The sequence below is a fragment of the Gilvimarinus xylanilyticus genome (assembly GCF_024195295.1).
GTDB lineage: Bacteria > Pseudomonadota > Gammaproteobacteria > Pseudomonadales > Cellvibrionaceae > Gilvimarinus > Gilvimarinus xylanilyticus.
Genome location: NZ_JAMFTH010000001.1, coordinates 898,747 through 912,761, shown reverse-complemented (window position 1 = coordinate 912,761; position 14,015 = coordinate 898,747). Strand labels below are relative to the sequence as shown.

Sequence of the window (14,015 nt, the reverse complement as noted above, 5' to 3'; positions counted from 1 at the left end):
GATGATTATTCGTAAATGCAGTGCTGGGCGAACTGCCGGGATTCGGTCTCAGACCAGTCGCGATCGGGCTTTACCATTAAAGCCTCGCACCAGGGCTCAGAGCCCATGGGGGCATCGGCGTTGGGCACCAGGGGCGAATCGCTGTTTTTTAACTGGGGGATAACCGCCATGGGTTCGCTGGCCGCTGCGGCCTGCGCCTGGGGCTCGGGTGCGGGCGCCGGGGTGGTGGCTAAAATATACAGCCCCACCGCCAGGGTGCACACCCCTATGCCGGTGGCGATAAGCGCGATGATTAACGATTTATTCACGAGGCCACCTGCGACTGTAACCACTGGGCGATATCGCGGGCGTAGTAGGTAATAATTAAATTGGCGCCCGCGCGTTTAAAGGCGGTCATGGTTTCTAACACAATCGCCTTTTCGTCAATCACGCCTGCCTGGGCGGCGGCTTTGATCATGGCGTATTCACCGCTTACGTGATAAACCGCGAGCGGCAGAGAGCTGTGGTCGCGAATGTCTTTAATCACATCCAAATAGGCGACACCGGGTTTAACCATTAAAAGATCGGCGCCCTGGGCTTCGTCCTCCAGGGATTCGGCCAGTGCTTCGCGGCCATTGGCCGGGTCCATCTGATAGGTGTTGCGGCTGCCTTTAAAGGTGCTGTCCACCGCATCGCGAAACGGGCCGTAGAAAGCGCTGGCGAACTTGGTGGAGTAAGACATGACCGGAATATGGGTGAAGCCGGCGGTGTCCAGGGCCTCGCGAATAGCGGCAATCATGCCGTCCATCATGCCCGAGGGGGCGATCATATCCACCCCGGCGCGGGCGCAGTTAACCACCTGCTTTTGCAGGTTGGCCAGGGTTTGGTCGTTGTCGACATCGTGATCGCACACCACGCCACAATGACCGTGGCTGGTGTATTCGCAGAAGCAGTTATCGCTGATGATCAACATATCCGGCGCGGCCTGCTTGGCGGTTTTGATCATACGCGCCAGTAGCCCCTGGTCACTCCAGGTGTCCGAACCGGTATCGTCTTTGTGTTCGGACACGCCAAACAAAAGTACGGCCTTAATGCCCAGCTGCCAGGCACTTTGCACCGCCTGGGCGAGTTGCGATTCGGGGTAGCGGACCACGCCGGGCATACTGTCGATGGTGACGGGCTCGCTAATGCCCTCTTGCACAAAGATGGGCAGAATTAAGTCGTCGCAGCTCAGGTGATTTTCGCGCACCAAATCACGCATAGCGGCGCTTTTGCGGCGACGGCGAAAACGGTAAACATCGGTCATAAATTACGCTCGTAAATAATTTTCGTGGCTCCACTCGCACTGCACATACATATCACCAGAGCCCGGCACGTGATAGTTGCGGCTGCTCTCCCAGGTGAATGTATGGGTGCCGTACAGCTCGGTCTCAAGGTGTACCGTGGCGGAAACCCAATACATTTTGCTCAACAGTGACTCAAACTGGTCAATCCACTGGTTCCACTCGTATTCCACCGCTTTGTAGGAAGCGCCAAAGTGCATCACATCGGTTTGGTAGCTGCCGCTAATTCGCCCCGGGTTGGGCATCGAGAACATCTCTTGGCACAGAAACGGCCACTGCTCGGCCTTGGGCAGCGACAGCATGGCCGAGCGGTTAACCCGCTGGCGATCGGCCTGGCCGGCGTCCAGAATGCTGTCTTTAATACAACCGTATACAATCGATTCGGGATCCATGATTTGCTCCTCAATAGCGCGCAAGCAATGCCAACAGCCCTGCTTCGTCCAGAACCTCGACACCCAGTTGCTCGGCTTTGCTGAGTTTAGAACCGGCGCCCGGCCCCGCCACCACAAAGTCGGTTTTCTTGGACACACTACCGGCCACCTTTGCCCCCAAAGCGCGCAGCTTTTCCCCCGCCTCGTCGCGGGTCATCTGCTCGAGAGTACCGGTGAGCACGCAGGTTTGCCCGGCCAAGGGCTGCTCGGCGGGCTGTTGTTCGGGTTCGCGCTCGGGCCAGTGTACGCCACATTCACGCAGCTGGCTGACAATGTCTAAGTTATCTTGCTCGACAAAGAAGTCGCGCACAAATTTCGCCACCACCGGGCCTATGTCGTCCACCTGCTGCAAGATTTCTTCGTCCGCTTCGCTTAGCGCCTGCCAGGTGCCATAGTGCGCTGCCAAATTGCGCGCGGTGGCCTCGCCCACTTCGCGAATGCCCAGGGCGTAAATAAAGCGCGCAAAACTGATTGATTTGGAGGCCTCCAGCGCGGCAATGAGATTTTCCGCGGACTTCTGCCCCATGCGTTCAAGGGCGGCGACGTCTTCGGCTTTAAGGCGGTACAAATCCGCAATGGTATTAATTAAACCGCGATCCACCAGCTGCTCGACGAGCTTATCGCCCAAACCGTCGATATCCATGGCCTTGCGCGAGGCAAAGTGAATAATCGCCTCTTTGCGCTGGGCTGGACAAATCAAACCGCCCTCGCAGCGGATGGCGGCCTCGCCCGGTATTTGCACAGCCGGCGAGTCGCAAATGGGACAGGTATCGGGAAATTCAATCAGTGTGGCGTTGTCGGGGCGCTTGGCCTCAACCACGCCCACAATTTGCGGGATCACATCACCCGCGCGGCGCACAATCACGGTATCGCCCACCCGGGCGTCCAAACGCGCAATTTCGTCGCGGTTGTGCAAGGTGGCATTGGAGACGGTCACGCCGCCCACAAACACCGGCTTAAGTCGGGCCACCGGGGTAATGGTGCCGGTGCGCCCCACCTGAAACTCCACCGCTTCAAGGGTGGTCATTTCTTCCTGCGCGGGAAATTTATAGGCGATGGCCCAGCGTGGCGCGCGCGAGACAAACCCCAACGTTTCTTGCGTGGCGATGTTATTGACCTTGAACACCACCCCGTCAATGTCGTAGGCAAGGCCGTCGCGCTTCTCGCCAAGGCTCTGGTGATAGGCAATACACTCTTCAATGGAAGCAGCGGCGATCATTTCGGGGTTAATTTTAAACCCCCAGGTGCGCAGCTGCTGCAGGATATCCGTGTGCCTGGGCGGCAACTCCAAACCCTGATGAACTCCCACACTGTAGGCGCAAAGCTCTAAGGGGCGCGTGGCGGTAATGCGCGAATCCAGCTGACGCAAGCTGCCGGCGGCGGCATTGCGCGGGTTAACAAAGATTTTCTCACCCTTGTCGGCGGCCTGCTGGTTGAGTTTGGCAAAGCCCGCTTTGGGCATATAGATTTCGCCGCGCACTTCCAGGCGCTGGGGGTAATCCTTGCCGCGTAAACTTAAGGGGACCGATTTAATGGTGCGCACATTGGCGGTAATGTCTTCGCCATTGGTGCCATCGCCTCGGGTGGCCGCGCGCACCAGCTGGCCGTCCTGGTACAAAATACTAATGGCGATACCGTCCAGCTTGGGCTCGCAGGCGTATTCGATATCGGCGCTGTCTTTTAACCGATCTTTCAGGCGCTGATCAAAAGCGCGCAGGTCATCATCGCTAAAGGCGTTGTCCAGCGACAGCATGGGTTTTTCATGGGGCACGCTGGTAAAGCTGTCCAGTGGCGCGCTGCCCACCCGCTGGGTGGGTGAATCGGCCGTTAAAAGCTCAGGGTGGTCGGTTTCGAGTTGCTTTAACTCATTCAGCAGCCGGTCGTACTCGGCATCGGGGATGCTGGGTTCGTCCAGGGCGTAGTAGCGGTAGTTGTGATCGTTAATGCTTTGGCGCAGCTGCTCGATGCGACTGCGCACTTGGGATGTTGCAGAATTGTCAGACACAAATGGACCTCGTTATTCGTGTCAGGCGCCGGCGCGCGACAGTCGTTTGCGCTCGTACTCGGCAATGCGCTGGCGGCAGTGCTCCATGGTCTGGCGGGTCATGACGCTGCGATTTTCGTCTTTTAGCTCGCCCCCCATGGCATCGGCAATAGCCCAGGCGCTATCGCGCATAATATCGAAGGCCTTAATGCTATCCACCGCCAGGGGCAAGGTTAAAAATAAACTGATACCCGGGGTTTGAAAGCTGGCCATATTATCCAGATCAAAAGTGCCGGGCTTGACCATATTGGCCAGGCTGAACAGTACCGGTCCCTCGCCGTTTTCACGGGCGTGGCGGTGGAAAATATTCATATCGCCGTAGCGCATTCCCACTTGCAGCAGGACATCCAAAAGGCTTTCGCCCACAAAGACCTCGCCTTCGCGGGCCATGATATTAATAATGATGACTTCGTCGGGCATTTGCGCGTCGCGCTCGGGTTCCGGCGCGTGGGTTGGCTCGGTAGAGCGCAGGGGCTCGGGGTCTGGCGCAGCCGCGGGCTCGTCGTCTTGCAGGGCGCTGAACGAGGGTTCTTGGCGAAGCTCTGGCTCATCGCGGCTTTCGGCCGCAGGCGCCGGGTCGGCCTCACCAAAGCTGGGCTCAGTGCGCTCTTCGCCCTGCTCTTCCACCGACTCCATTAACATGGGTACAGATTCGTCCAGGTTGAGCGTCACCTGTTGCGGAATGCTGTCGCGGTTGGGGACTGAGCTACCCCCGCCAGTGTCCGGGGTGTCCAACACTTCGCGCTTGGCAACCACCCGCGCACCGCCGTTGGGCAGCTCGCTGGTGTAGGGTTCTTCAACTGGCTCGCTATCACCTGAGTCGTACTGGCGAGCCCGCCTGGATACGCGAATAGTGTCGCGCCGCGAGGCTCGCATTCGCCGCCAGCCATCCAGTAGGATTCCGACGATTAACAGAACGACGATAACCGTTAGCCAATCTTGCATAACCTTTCTTCCAAATGCTGAGAATTCGTTTATACCGCTGCCAGTTCGGCGGCTTCGTCTACATCCACGGTGACCAAGCGGGAAACCCCCGGCTCGTGCATGGTGACCCCCATTAACTGATGCGCCATTTCCATGGCGATCTTGTTGTGGGTAATGTAAATAAATTGTACCTGCGCCGACATTTCTTCCACCATGCGGGCGTAGCGGCCCACGTTGGCATCGTCCAGCGGCGCATCCACCTCATCCAGCATACAAAAAGGTGCGGGGTTGAGGCGGAAAATCGAAAACACCAGCGCAATGGCCGTCAGTGCTTTTTCGCCGCCCGAGAGCAGGTGAATCGTACTGTTACGCTTGCCCGGTGGGCGCGCCATAATCGCGATACCGGTATCGAGCATATCTTCGCCGGTCAGTTCCAAATAGGCGTGACCGCCGCCGAACACTTTGGGGAACAGCTCCTGTAAACCGCCGTTGACCTGATCAAAGGTCTCTTTAAAACGGGTGCGGGTTTCGCGATCGATCTTTTTAATCGCGTTTTCCAGGGTTTCCAAAGCTTCCAGCAAGTCTTCGTTTTGCGCGTCCAGGTAGTTTTTGCGCTCGGATTCTGACTTAAACTCGTCGATCGCCGCCAGGTTAATCGCCCCCAAGCGGCTGATGCGCGCCGCCAGCTGTTCCAGCTCGGTTTCCAGAGGCGCCATTTCGGCATCCTCGGGGGTGTTATCCAGCAGGGTCTGCAAATCGAAGTTATCTTCGGCCAGCTGTTCGGCCAGTGCTTTGCGCTGTACCTCAAAGGTTTGCGCCTGCAGTCGCTCTTGCTCCAGGTGCGAACGCACCGCCTGCACTTCTTGCTCGGCGCGGTTGCGCGATTGCTCGACTTCGCGCAATTCGTGCTCGACGCCTTCCAGCGCACGGCGGGACTCGTTTAACTCCTCTTCAACCTTAATGCGCTTATCCAGCAGCGCTTCCAGCTCCAGCTTGTTCTCTTCGGCCGGGTCGCGGTTTTCGGCCATGGATTCGGCCAGTTGTTCGCGGCGCTCGGTCAGGGTTTCGCTCTGCTCCTGCAGGCGGGCAATGCTGAGCTTAATGCTGTCGATTTGCGTGTTCAGGGCCGAGGCGCGCAGCTGTAACTCGTGGGCGCGATCTTTGTCCTGGCGGGCCTTTTGCCGCGCGCCGTCCAGTTTGCCGCGAATATCTTCGCGTCGGGCCTGCAGTTTTTCGCGCTCGTCGGTATCGGCCTCCATGGCTTCAATGGCGTCGCTTAAAATCACCCGGGCTTCGGCCAGTTGCTCGGCCTCTTGCTCCATTTGCTCGCGCGCTTCGCGTATTTCGCTTTCCAGACGCGACTTACGCATGCCTAATTGCTCAATTTGCACCTCTTTGGCGCTTATGCTGGAGCGCAGCTCACCGTGGCGTTTGTTTAAATCATCCAGCTCGCGGCGCATGTTCTCGCGCTCTTGCTCACGGTTTTTGATCTCGTCGCGGTTTTGTTCCAGTTTTTCCTGCAACGCCTGTACCGTCGCTTCCGTTTCGGCGATGGTTTCGCTTAACTCTTCTAATTCCTGCTTGCGGGCAATAACCCCGGCGCTGGCGTCGGTATCGCGCGCTACCTTAATCCAGTGGGGGCTCAGCCAAATGCCATCGCGAGTGACCACAGACTCGCCCGCGCCTAATGTGGCGCGCAGAGTCAGGGCCGCGTTTAGGTCTTCGGCGATATGAATGCCCGCCAGTAAACCGGCCGCGTCCCAGTCGGCGTTTACCTGCTCGGCCAACAGAGGACCTTTGCCCTCGTCCGCTTTCGCGCTGGCGCTGGCATCCAGCAGTACCAGCTCGCCCTGACTAAGGCTTTCCAAAGTCGCGGCGACCTGATCGGCGCCATCCACGCAGACCGCCTGCAGGGTATTACCCAGTACGGTTTCCAGGGCTTTATCCCAACCATCGTTAACGGTGACCTGCTCGGCCAGACGGGGGGCGTCGGTGAGTGATTGGGTCTCCAGCCACTCGGTCACGGCCTTGTTTTTTTCGCCCAGGGCCGCTTGTTGCAGTGCCTCAAGCGAGGCGTGGCGGCCGCGCATGCTCTGCAGCTTACTGCGGGCGGTATCCAGTTCGTCCGCAATATCGCGGCTGTTATTGCGCGCCTGTTCCAGCTGATCGGATAGGTTTTCGCTGCCCTCGCGGCGGGTTTCCATTTCCACATCCAGCTCGGCCAGCTCTTCGCGGGCAATGGCCAGATCTTCGTCTTCGACGGTGTTTTCGCCCAGGCCCTTTTTCTCGTCCTGCAGCTTTTCCACCCGGGTCAAAAGACGGGTCTGCACTTGCTCCAGGTGCTGAATGCGCGATTGCTGCACCTCGGCGCGCTGGCGCGGCTCGGCGGCGCGCTGGTTAAAGCTGTCCCAGTCGCTCTGCCACTGCTGCATAAGTTCTTCAGCTTCGTGCAGCAAATCGCCGGAGCTTTGCTCGGCGGCCTCGACTAGCTCCAGCTCGGGTTCGATTTCCAGCAGCTCGGCTTGCCATTGCTGTTCGCGCTCGACGTCTTGCTCCAGGCGCTCGCGAGCCTCGCGGGATTCGCGCTCGGTGCGTTCCATGTCGGTTTGCAACTGACGGTTGCGCTCATCGGCGTGTTTAATGCTTTGCTCGATGCGGGCGATGTCGGCGCCAATGGCGTAAAAACGGCCCTGAACTTCGTTAAATTTATCGCTGAACTCGGACTGCTGGGCGCGGAATTTTTCAATCTGGGTGTCTTTGTTTACCTGACCGGTCACAAAGGATTCCATCTGGATTTCCAGTTCGCGGATGGCCTCTTGTTTGGCCTTGGCCTGGTCATCCAGGTTGCGGTATTTGAGCGCCTGCACCTGGGCTTTGAGGGTGCGCTCTTGCTTTTTAAACTCGGTGTACTTTTCCGCCGCCTGGGCCTGGCGCTCCAGGCGTGCCAGCTGGCGCTCCAGCTCGTCGCGAATATCGGTCAAGCGCTCCAGGTTTTCCTGGGTACGGCGCATCCGGTTTTCTGTATCGCGGCGGCGCTCTTTGTATTTGGAAATACCCGCCGCCTCTTCGATGTAAACGCGCAGCTCTTCGGGTTTTGCCTCGATCAGCCGCGAAATCATGCCCTGCTCGATAATCGCGTAGCTGCGCGGCCCCAGGCCAGTGCCCAGGAAAATATCGGTGATGTCCCGGCGCCGACACTTGGCGCCGTTAAGAAAATACTGGTTTTGCGCGTCGCGGGTAACCCGGCGTTTAATCGAGATTTCGGAAAAGGCCGCGTATTCGCCCCCCAGAGAACCGTCGCTGTTGTCAAACACCAGCTCGATGGAGGCCTGCCCCACGGGTTTACGTCCGCCCGAGCCGTTGAAAATAACGTCGGTCATGGACTCGCCGCGCAGGTTTTTGGCCGATGACTCGCCCATAACCCAGCGCACGGCGTCGATAATATTGGATTTGCCGCAGCCGTTAGGGCCTACAACCGCGCACAGATTGCTGGGAAAGTTGACGGTGGTCGGGTCGACAAACGACTTAAAGCCCGCCAATTTAATACACTTTAACCGCATAGGTCCTTGTCACTCGTTATATGCTTTGCCGTCGACCCCAGAGCTAACGCCTCTGCTCGCCGGTACAGGGGCGATGTTTTTGCCCAGATAAAGCCAAGAATTCTACACATTTGCCCGCGGCTTTACACCTTTACCGCACTGGTTGTGAGAAGTTTTTACGCGCGGAATCAGGGATTTGCCCCCAGCCGATCAGGTTTTGACCAGCCAGGGCACGCTGGCGGCGCTAAGGGCGCACCGTATCGATCTCCACGTTCAGTTCTCCCGCCAAATCTTCAGCATCCAGAGGGCCAACCCTGCCCTCCATATCGCCCGACTGTGGCATCGCCTGCCCGGAGTTGGACAAACGCGCGACCAACTCCAGAGCGCCAGCGTTATAGAGTCTGTCTGCCGTGGTCATGGCCATGGATTCATCCAGAGTAACGGACAGCGGCAGCTGCCGCGCTGGGGTACGGTACACCGCGAGCGGCATGGGGCTGCCCTGGTGCTGACGCACAAATACAAACAAGGTAGCGCCATCGGGAATCGCTAAATCATCGGCCAAGGTTACGGTTACCGGCAGCTGCCAGCTGGCGTCTGCACTCGCCTCGGATTGCGCCGCGCCACCCTTTTCCAATTCAGCACGGGCGCGCTCTACCCCCGCCAACAGAGCCCGTCGGCCCGATGCGCCGGGCGGAGTTAAATCCGCCGCACTCTGCCAGTAGCGCACGGCATTGGCGTAATCTTGCGCGCCAAAGGCGCGAATACCCGCCAGCCCCAGGGCGGTGGTATCGTCGGGATCAACCTGCAAGGCCTTGTCGGTTAAAAATGCGACCTCTTCGGTTATTTGATTGTCCGCCCCCAGAAAGAGCGCCTGCGCCAGCTCTGACGCGCTGCCCGGCTCGTTGGGCGCCAATTCGTAAACTTTGCGATAACCCTCAATGGCAAGCGGGTACTCCCCCAACTGGCTGGCGTAGTTACCCAACAGGTACCAGTACTGGGCATTGTCGGGTTGAACCTTAACCCGCTCCTGCAGCCTATCGACCAGCTCGCGAGTTTTGGCCGCGTCGGGCCGCTCACCCGCCTGCATGGCGGTAAAATTATCTTCTAACACTTTACGCTGCAGCTGGGTAAAGGCGACATCACCACTGGCGCCTTGAGCAAAGTACAGCCACACCGACCCCAAGCAAACCGCCAGCGCCATGACCGCCAGCAGCGCCTTGCCACCAGATTGATATCGCGCCGTGTGAACCTGCTGATCGGCCAACAGGTTGGCTTTTAACTCCAGAGTTAGCTTTTCCAGCTGGGCGGCATCGATATCGCCCGCCTCGTGGGAGCGCTGTAACTCGCGTTCATGTTCGCGGTAGAGAGCAATGTTTTCCTGTAGTCGATCGTCGCGACTGGTGCTGTAGGATTTGCGCACAAACAGTGGCCAAACAACACAAAGCGTGGCCACCAAGGTTAAAACCAAAGCGCCAATTAAAAATACATTCATGAATCTTTCTCGCTTGTTGCGCCTTTCCGGTCGTGCTCGGCCAGCATTGCCTCAATATCCGCCTGCTCTTTGGGAGTCAGCTGTCGCTGGCCTTCGGCGGCCTTGCGTTTTCGCACCATCACCAGCACAACCACAATGCCAATAATCAAGAGCACCGCAGGTAGTACCCAGAGAACCACGGTCGATGAGTTTAACGGGGGCCGATAGAGAATGTAGTTACCGTAGCGGCGCACCATTTCGTCGGTAATCTCTTTGTCGCTGCGCCCGGCCTGAATTTGCTCGTACAAATCGCGGCGCAAATCTTCTGCCTGCATGGAGTCGGAATCGCCAATGCTTTGATTTTGGCACTGAGGGCAACGCAACTCGGCGGTAAAATGTTCAAACCGGGCGCGATCCACCGGATTGGAAAACTGATAAATATCCTCGGCCTGTGCTGCCCCACACAGCACCAGCCATAGAATCAACAAACGAGCCATAGACACCTCACATTCATCGAGTGGCGAGTATAACGGTAGCGCCCCGAGGGTGCGAGCTAAGCTGGGTAAAGTGGTTAAAAACCAAGCACCTAGAGCAATTGTAAGAAAATTTAAAAAAAGTGGTTGACCCCGGCCGCGATATCATTAGAATACGCAGCTCTTGAACGGAGGGGTGGTTAGCTCAGCTGGGAGAGCATCGCCCTTACAAGGCGAGGGTCACAGGTTCGATCCCTGTACCACCCACCAATCCAGTCTAGGTTTTGCGGACCGGTAGTTCAGCTGGTTAGAATGCCGGCCTGTCACGCCGGAGGTCGCGGGTTCGAGTCCCGTCCGGTCCGCCATACATACAAAAGAGCCCTCGCGAAAGCGGGGGCTTTTTTGTATGTATTGTGGTTTGTGACGGGCGAGAAGCCGCGCTCGGGTTCGACCAATTCGCCGGGAGCGAATTGGCACAGCGCGAATGCGCTGCCCGTAGGGCGAGGGCCAGGACGGCCCGAGTGTTTCCCGTCCGGATCCCTCTCCAACCACCCCACCACAAACAAAAAAGCCCCCGCAAAGCGAAGGCTCGTATACGCGAAGGCTCTTATACAACTCGAACAACGAACCGCCCTACTCGCCCTGCAACTCCCGATACTTAGGCCCAAGCACCTCGTTCCATACTTTGTCGTTCACCACACCAATATGTCGGTAGTGAATAATTCCATCGCGATCGAGCAAATAGGTTTCCGGCGCGCCGGTCACGCCTAACTCTAACCCCAACCGACCTTCATTATCGTACAGGCTAAATTCATAGGGGTTGTGCAAATCCCGCAGCCATTCTTGCGCTGCGGTACGCTCGTCTTTGTAGTTAACGCCGATAATGCGAATGCCCTCGCCCGCCAGTTTATTTAAATACGGGTGCTCGGCTTTACAGGCAAAACACCAGGTGGCCCATACGTTTAAAAGGGTGACTTCACCGGTTACCGCCTCGGGGCCCACAACCTCTTCGGACTCGACAGTGCTTAAGCTAAACCCAGGCAAGGGATTGCCGATGAGCGCCGAGGGCATGGCACTGGGGTCTAAACGAAGCCCGACGTAAAACAAAGGCAATAAAATCAGCAAGACAATCAGCGGTAAAAACAGTTTTAATCGACCCATGATTTAAGCCTCTTGCGGTGTGGGTGAAGCCGCGCTTTTACGCTTGCGGTAGCGTTTGTCGATAACCGCAAACATACCGCCCAGCGCCATCATTAGCGCGCCCAACCAAATCCAGCGTACAAAACGCATATAGTGAATACGCATGGCCCAGCTTTGGGCATTAATTTTATCCCCCATGGCGACATAGACATCGCGGGTAAAGCCGGGATCTAACGCCACCTCGGTCATAATTTGTCCGCTGGCGAAATAGCGGCGCTTTTGCGGCTTGAGCACGCGCAGAACTCGATCGTCTTTACTCATTACCACCACCGCTTGGTCGGCCATATAGTTGGGGCCACGCACCTGCTCTAATTTCTCCAGGGTAAACTGGTAACCGGCTACCGTCACAGGCTGCCCTACATCCATACGCACTTTGTCCATATCGGCATAGTGGCTGTTTAAGCAAACTCCCAATACCGAGACCGCGATCCCGCAGTGGGCAATTATCATGCCCCAATAGCTGAGGCTAAGCTTGCGCAGCCCCACCCAGCGTCCCTGAGAGTTCTGGCTTTTGCGCCACAAATCCCACAAAGTGGTCAAGCCTACCCAGCTGCCGATAAACACGGCAAGCACCATGCTAAAAGCAAAGTCCCCCAGCAGTATGGGCACAGCGATGCCCAACGCCAGGCTGAGTACCGCAGGGCCAGACACGACCTTTGCCAATGGCGAGCCATTGGTGCGCTTCCATCGACTTTCTGGTGCAATGCCCATCAACAGGCAAATGATGGTCATAAAGGGAATAAAGGTGAGGTTAAAATACGGCGCCCCCACCGAGTACTTACCCAGCTTTAGGGCGTCTGCCACCAGCGGAAACAGTGTGCCAAATAGCACGGTGATCATGGCGATCATTAACAAAATATTGTTGGCCAGCAGCAGTGTTTCGCGCGACAGTAAATTAAAACTGGGAGCGTTTTTAATCACCGGCGCGCGCAGGGCAAACAACAGCAACGAAGCGCCGACAACCACCGCCAAGAAAACCAGAATAAACAGCCCCCGGTCCGGGTCGTTGGCAAAGGCGTGCACCGATGTCAGCACCCCCGAGCGAACCAGAAAGGTTCCCAACAGGCTGAGCGAGAAGGCAAAAATGGCCAGCAATATTGTCCAGCTTTTAAACAGGCCGCGCTTTTCCGTCACCGCCAGCGAATGAATTAACGCCGTGCCCACCAACCACGGCATAAAAGCCGCGTTTTCCACCGGGTCCCAGAACCACCAGCCGCCCCAGCCCAGCTCGTAGTAGGCCCACCAGCTGCCGAGGGCCAGACCGAGGGTTAAAAACGCCCAGGCCACAGTGGCCCAGGGGCGCGACCAGCGAGCCCAGGCGGTATCTAACTTACCGGTTAAGAGTGCGGCGATAGCAAAGGCAAACACACTGCTAAAACCCACATAGCCCATGTAGAGCAGTGGCGGGTGAAAGATCAGCCCCGGGTCTTGCAGCAGTGGGTTAAGGTCGGCCCCCTCTTGCGGCGATAGCGGCAAAATACGATCAAAGGGATTTGAGGTAAACAGAATAAACATCAAAAACCCGGTGGCGACAAACCCCATCACCGCCAGCACCCGAGCCTGCATATCCAACGGCAGGCTGCGGCTGAATATGGCGATGGCAAAGGTCCAGCCCGAGAGCATTAAAATCCACAGTAGCAAAGACCCCTCGTGCCCGCCCCAGATGGCGCTGAGCTTGTAGTAAACGGGCATTAACGAGTTGGAGTGATTGGCGACATAAGACACCGAGAAATCGTCATGCAAAAACGCCCAGCCCAGAATCACAAAGGCCACGGTTACCATTAGCAATTGCCCGGCCGCCAGGGAGCGACCGGCAAGCATTAAAGGCTGACTTAAACGGTAAGCGCCCCACAGCGGAACCACAAACAGCGCGGCACTGAGCGCCAGAGATAAAATCAGCGCAAAGTGGCCTAACTCAGGAATCATACTCAGCCCCCTCGCAGGTCGCCTGATGCATCTCGCCGTTGTTCATGGCCTCGGCCACTTCGGGGGGCATATAATTTTCGTCGTGTTTGGCGAGCACCTGATCGGCATAGAAAACCTTGTCGTCGCGCCACACCCCATTCACCACGGCCGCTTCGCCCTCGGCAAATAAGTCGGGCAAAATGCCCTCGTACTGCACCTTTAACTTGCCCGTTGGGTCTACCAGTTGAAAGTTGACCTCCAGGCTGGATTCATCGCGCACCACCGAACCCGGTTGCACACAACCGCCAGCGCGCAGCCTTACGTCGTGGGGCACCTCCCCCGCGCTAAACTTTGCCGGTGGATAGAACAAATTAATGTTATCGCGCAGCGCGAAGACCAGCAGGCCGATGGCGATGCTCGACAAAACCACGATGGCAAGAACAATCAATAAACGCTGTTTACGAACTGGATGCATATTACTTCACTTGTTGGGGGCTACTGGTGCGCTCGTGGCGCTTTGCCTGGCTGCGCTGCAATTGCAGCCGGGTACGAATTTTTTGTTTTTGGCCGCGCTGCAACCACAGCGGGTGAATAACTAGGGCGCTTAGAATGATCAGAGCAATTAATGTACAGCTCCAGACGTACACGCCGTGGCCATCCATAGCGATAAACTCGGCCAATGATGCAAATTTAAATGTCGGCATAG

Annotated in this window: 12 protein-coding genes and 2 tRNA genes; 2 read left to right on the top strand and 12 right to left on the bottom strand. The window is 57.3% G+C overall.

Going from position 1 to position 14,015, the window contains the following annotated elements; genetic code table 11:
- Nucleotides 1-5: 5 nt before the first annotated feature.
- From M6D89_RS17355 to M6D89_RS03845, 8 genes are all read right to left on the bottom strand, one after another.
- Nucleotides 6-308 carry a DUF3012 domain-containing protein gene (locus M6D89_RS17355; protein ID WP_253966711.1) on the bottom strand — a complete coding sequence of 101 codons (303 nt, stop codon included), beginning with the start codon at nt 306-308 and terminating at the stop codon, nt 6-8.
- Nucleotides 305-1,285, bottom strand: coding sequence for a porphobilinogen synthase (hemB, locus tag M6D89_RS03875; protein ID WP_253966710.1), 981 nt, complete (start codon nt 1,283-1,285; stop codon nt 305-307). Before hemB ends, M6D89_RS17355 begins: the two co-directional genes overlap by 4 nt.
- Nucleotides 1,286-1,288: 3 nt before the next feature.
- Nucleotides 1,289-1,714 carry a hypothetical protein gene (locus tag M6D89_RS03870; RefSeq protein WP_253966709.1) on the bottom strand — a complete coding sequence of 142 codons (426 nt, stop codon included), beginning with the start codon at nt 1,712-1,714 and terminating at the stop codon, nt 1,289-1,291.
- A 10-nt stretch (nt 1,715-1,724) separates the two neighbouring features.
- Nucleotides 1,725-3,758: an NAD-dependent DNA ligase LigA gene (gene ligA / locus M6D89_RS03865; RefSeq protein WP_253966708.1), complete on the bottom strand. Its 2,034-nt coding sequence runs from the start codon at nt 3,756-3,758 to the stop codon at nt 1,725-1,727.
- 21 nt (nt 3,759-3,779) lie between these two features.
- The gene (gene zipA / locus M6D89_RS03860) at nt 3,780-4,742 is read right to left on the bottom strand and encodes a cell division protein ZipA (protein ID WP_253966707.1); all 963 of its coding nucleotides are present in this window, start codon (nt 4,740-4,742) and stop codon (nt 3,780-3,782) included.
- A 29-nt stretch (nt 4,743-4,771) separates the two neighbouring features.
- Complete coding sequence (gene smc / locus M6D89_RS03855) at nt 4,772-8,281, bottom strand: chromosome segregation protein SMC (RefSeq protein WP_253966706.1); 3,510 nt, start codon at nt 8,279-8,281, stop codon at nt 4,772-4,774.
- 223 nt (nt 8,282-8,504) lie between these two features.
- A complete protein-coding gene (gene ccmI, locus M6D89_RS03850; protein ID WP_253966705.1) occupies nt 8,505-9,752 on the bottom strand; it encodes a c-type cytochrome biogenesis protein CcmI in 1,248 nt (415 codons plus the stop codon).
- Nucleotides 9,749-10,228, bottom strand: coding sequence for a cytochrome c-type biogenesis protein (locus M6D89_RS03845; RefSeq protein WP_253966704.1), 480 nt, complete (start codon nt 10,226-10,228; stop codon nt 9,749-9,751). The genes ccmI and M6D89_RS03845 overlap by 4 nt, the downstream gene beginning before the upstream one ends.
- Nucleotides 10,229-10,398: 170 nt before the next feature.
- On the opposite strand from M6D89_RS03845, the gene M6D89_RS03840 reads away from it, so the two are divergent.
- Together M6D89_RS03840 and M6D89_RS03835 are read left to right on the top strand one after the other, a co-directional pair.
- A tRNA-Val gene (locus M6D89_RS03840) sits at nt 10,399-10,474 on the top strand.
- A gap of 18 nt (nt 10,475-10,492) precedes the next feature.
- Nucleotides 10,493-10,569: transfer RNA gene (locus tag M6D89_RS03835), tRNA-Asp, on the top strand.
- Nucleotides 10,570-10,837: 268 nt separating this feature from the next.
- Here M6D89_RS03835 and M6D89_RS03830 read toward each other — a convergent pair.
- Genes M6D89_RS03830 through ccmD form a run of 4 tightly spaced genes read right to left on the bottom strand, consistent with a single transcriptional unit; the run spans nt 10,838 to nt 14,013 of the window.
- A complete protein-coding gene (locus M6D89_RS03830) occupies nt 10,838-11,365 on the bottom strand; it encodes a DsbE family thiol:disulfide interchange protein (RefSeq protein WP_253966703.1) in 528 nt (175 codons plus the stop codon).
- A gap of 3 nt (nt 11,366-11,368) precedes the next feature.
- Nucleotides 11,369-13,330 carry a heme lyase CcmF/NrfE family subunit gene (locus M6D89_RS03825; RefSeq protein ID WP_253966702.1) on the bottom strand — a complete coding sequence of 654 codons (1,962 nt, stop codon included), beginning with the start codon at nt 13,328-13,330 and terminating at the stop codon, nt 11,369-11,371.
- Nucleotides 13,320-13,784: a cytochrome c maturation protein CcmE gene (ccmE, locus tag M6D89_RS03820; protein ID WP_253966701.1), complete on the bottom strand. Its 465-nt coding sequence runs from the start codon at nt 13,782-13,784 to the stop codon at nt 13,320-13,322. Before ccmE ends, M6D89_RS03825 begins: the two co-directional genes overlap by 11 nt.
- Before the next feature lies 1 nt (nt 13,785).
- Entirely contained in the window at nt 13,786-14,013 is a 228-nt protein-coding gene (gene ccmD / locus M6D89_RS03815; RefSeq protein WP_253966700.1) for a heme exporter protein CcmD, read from the bottom strand.
- Between the last annotated feature and the right edge of the window lie 2 nt (nt 14,014-14,015).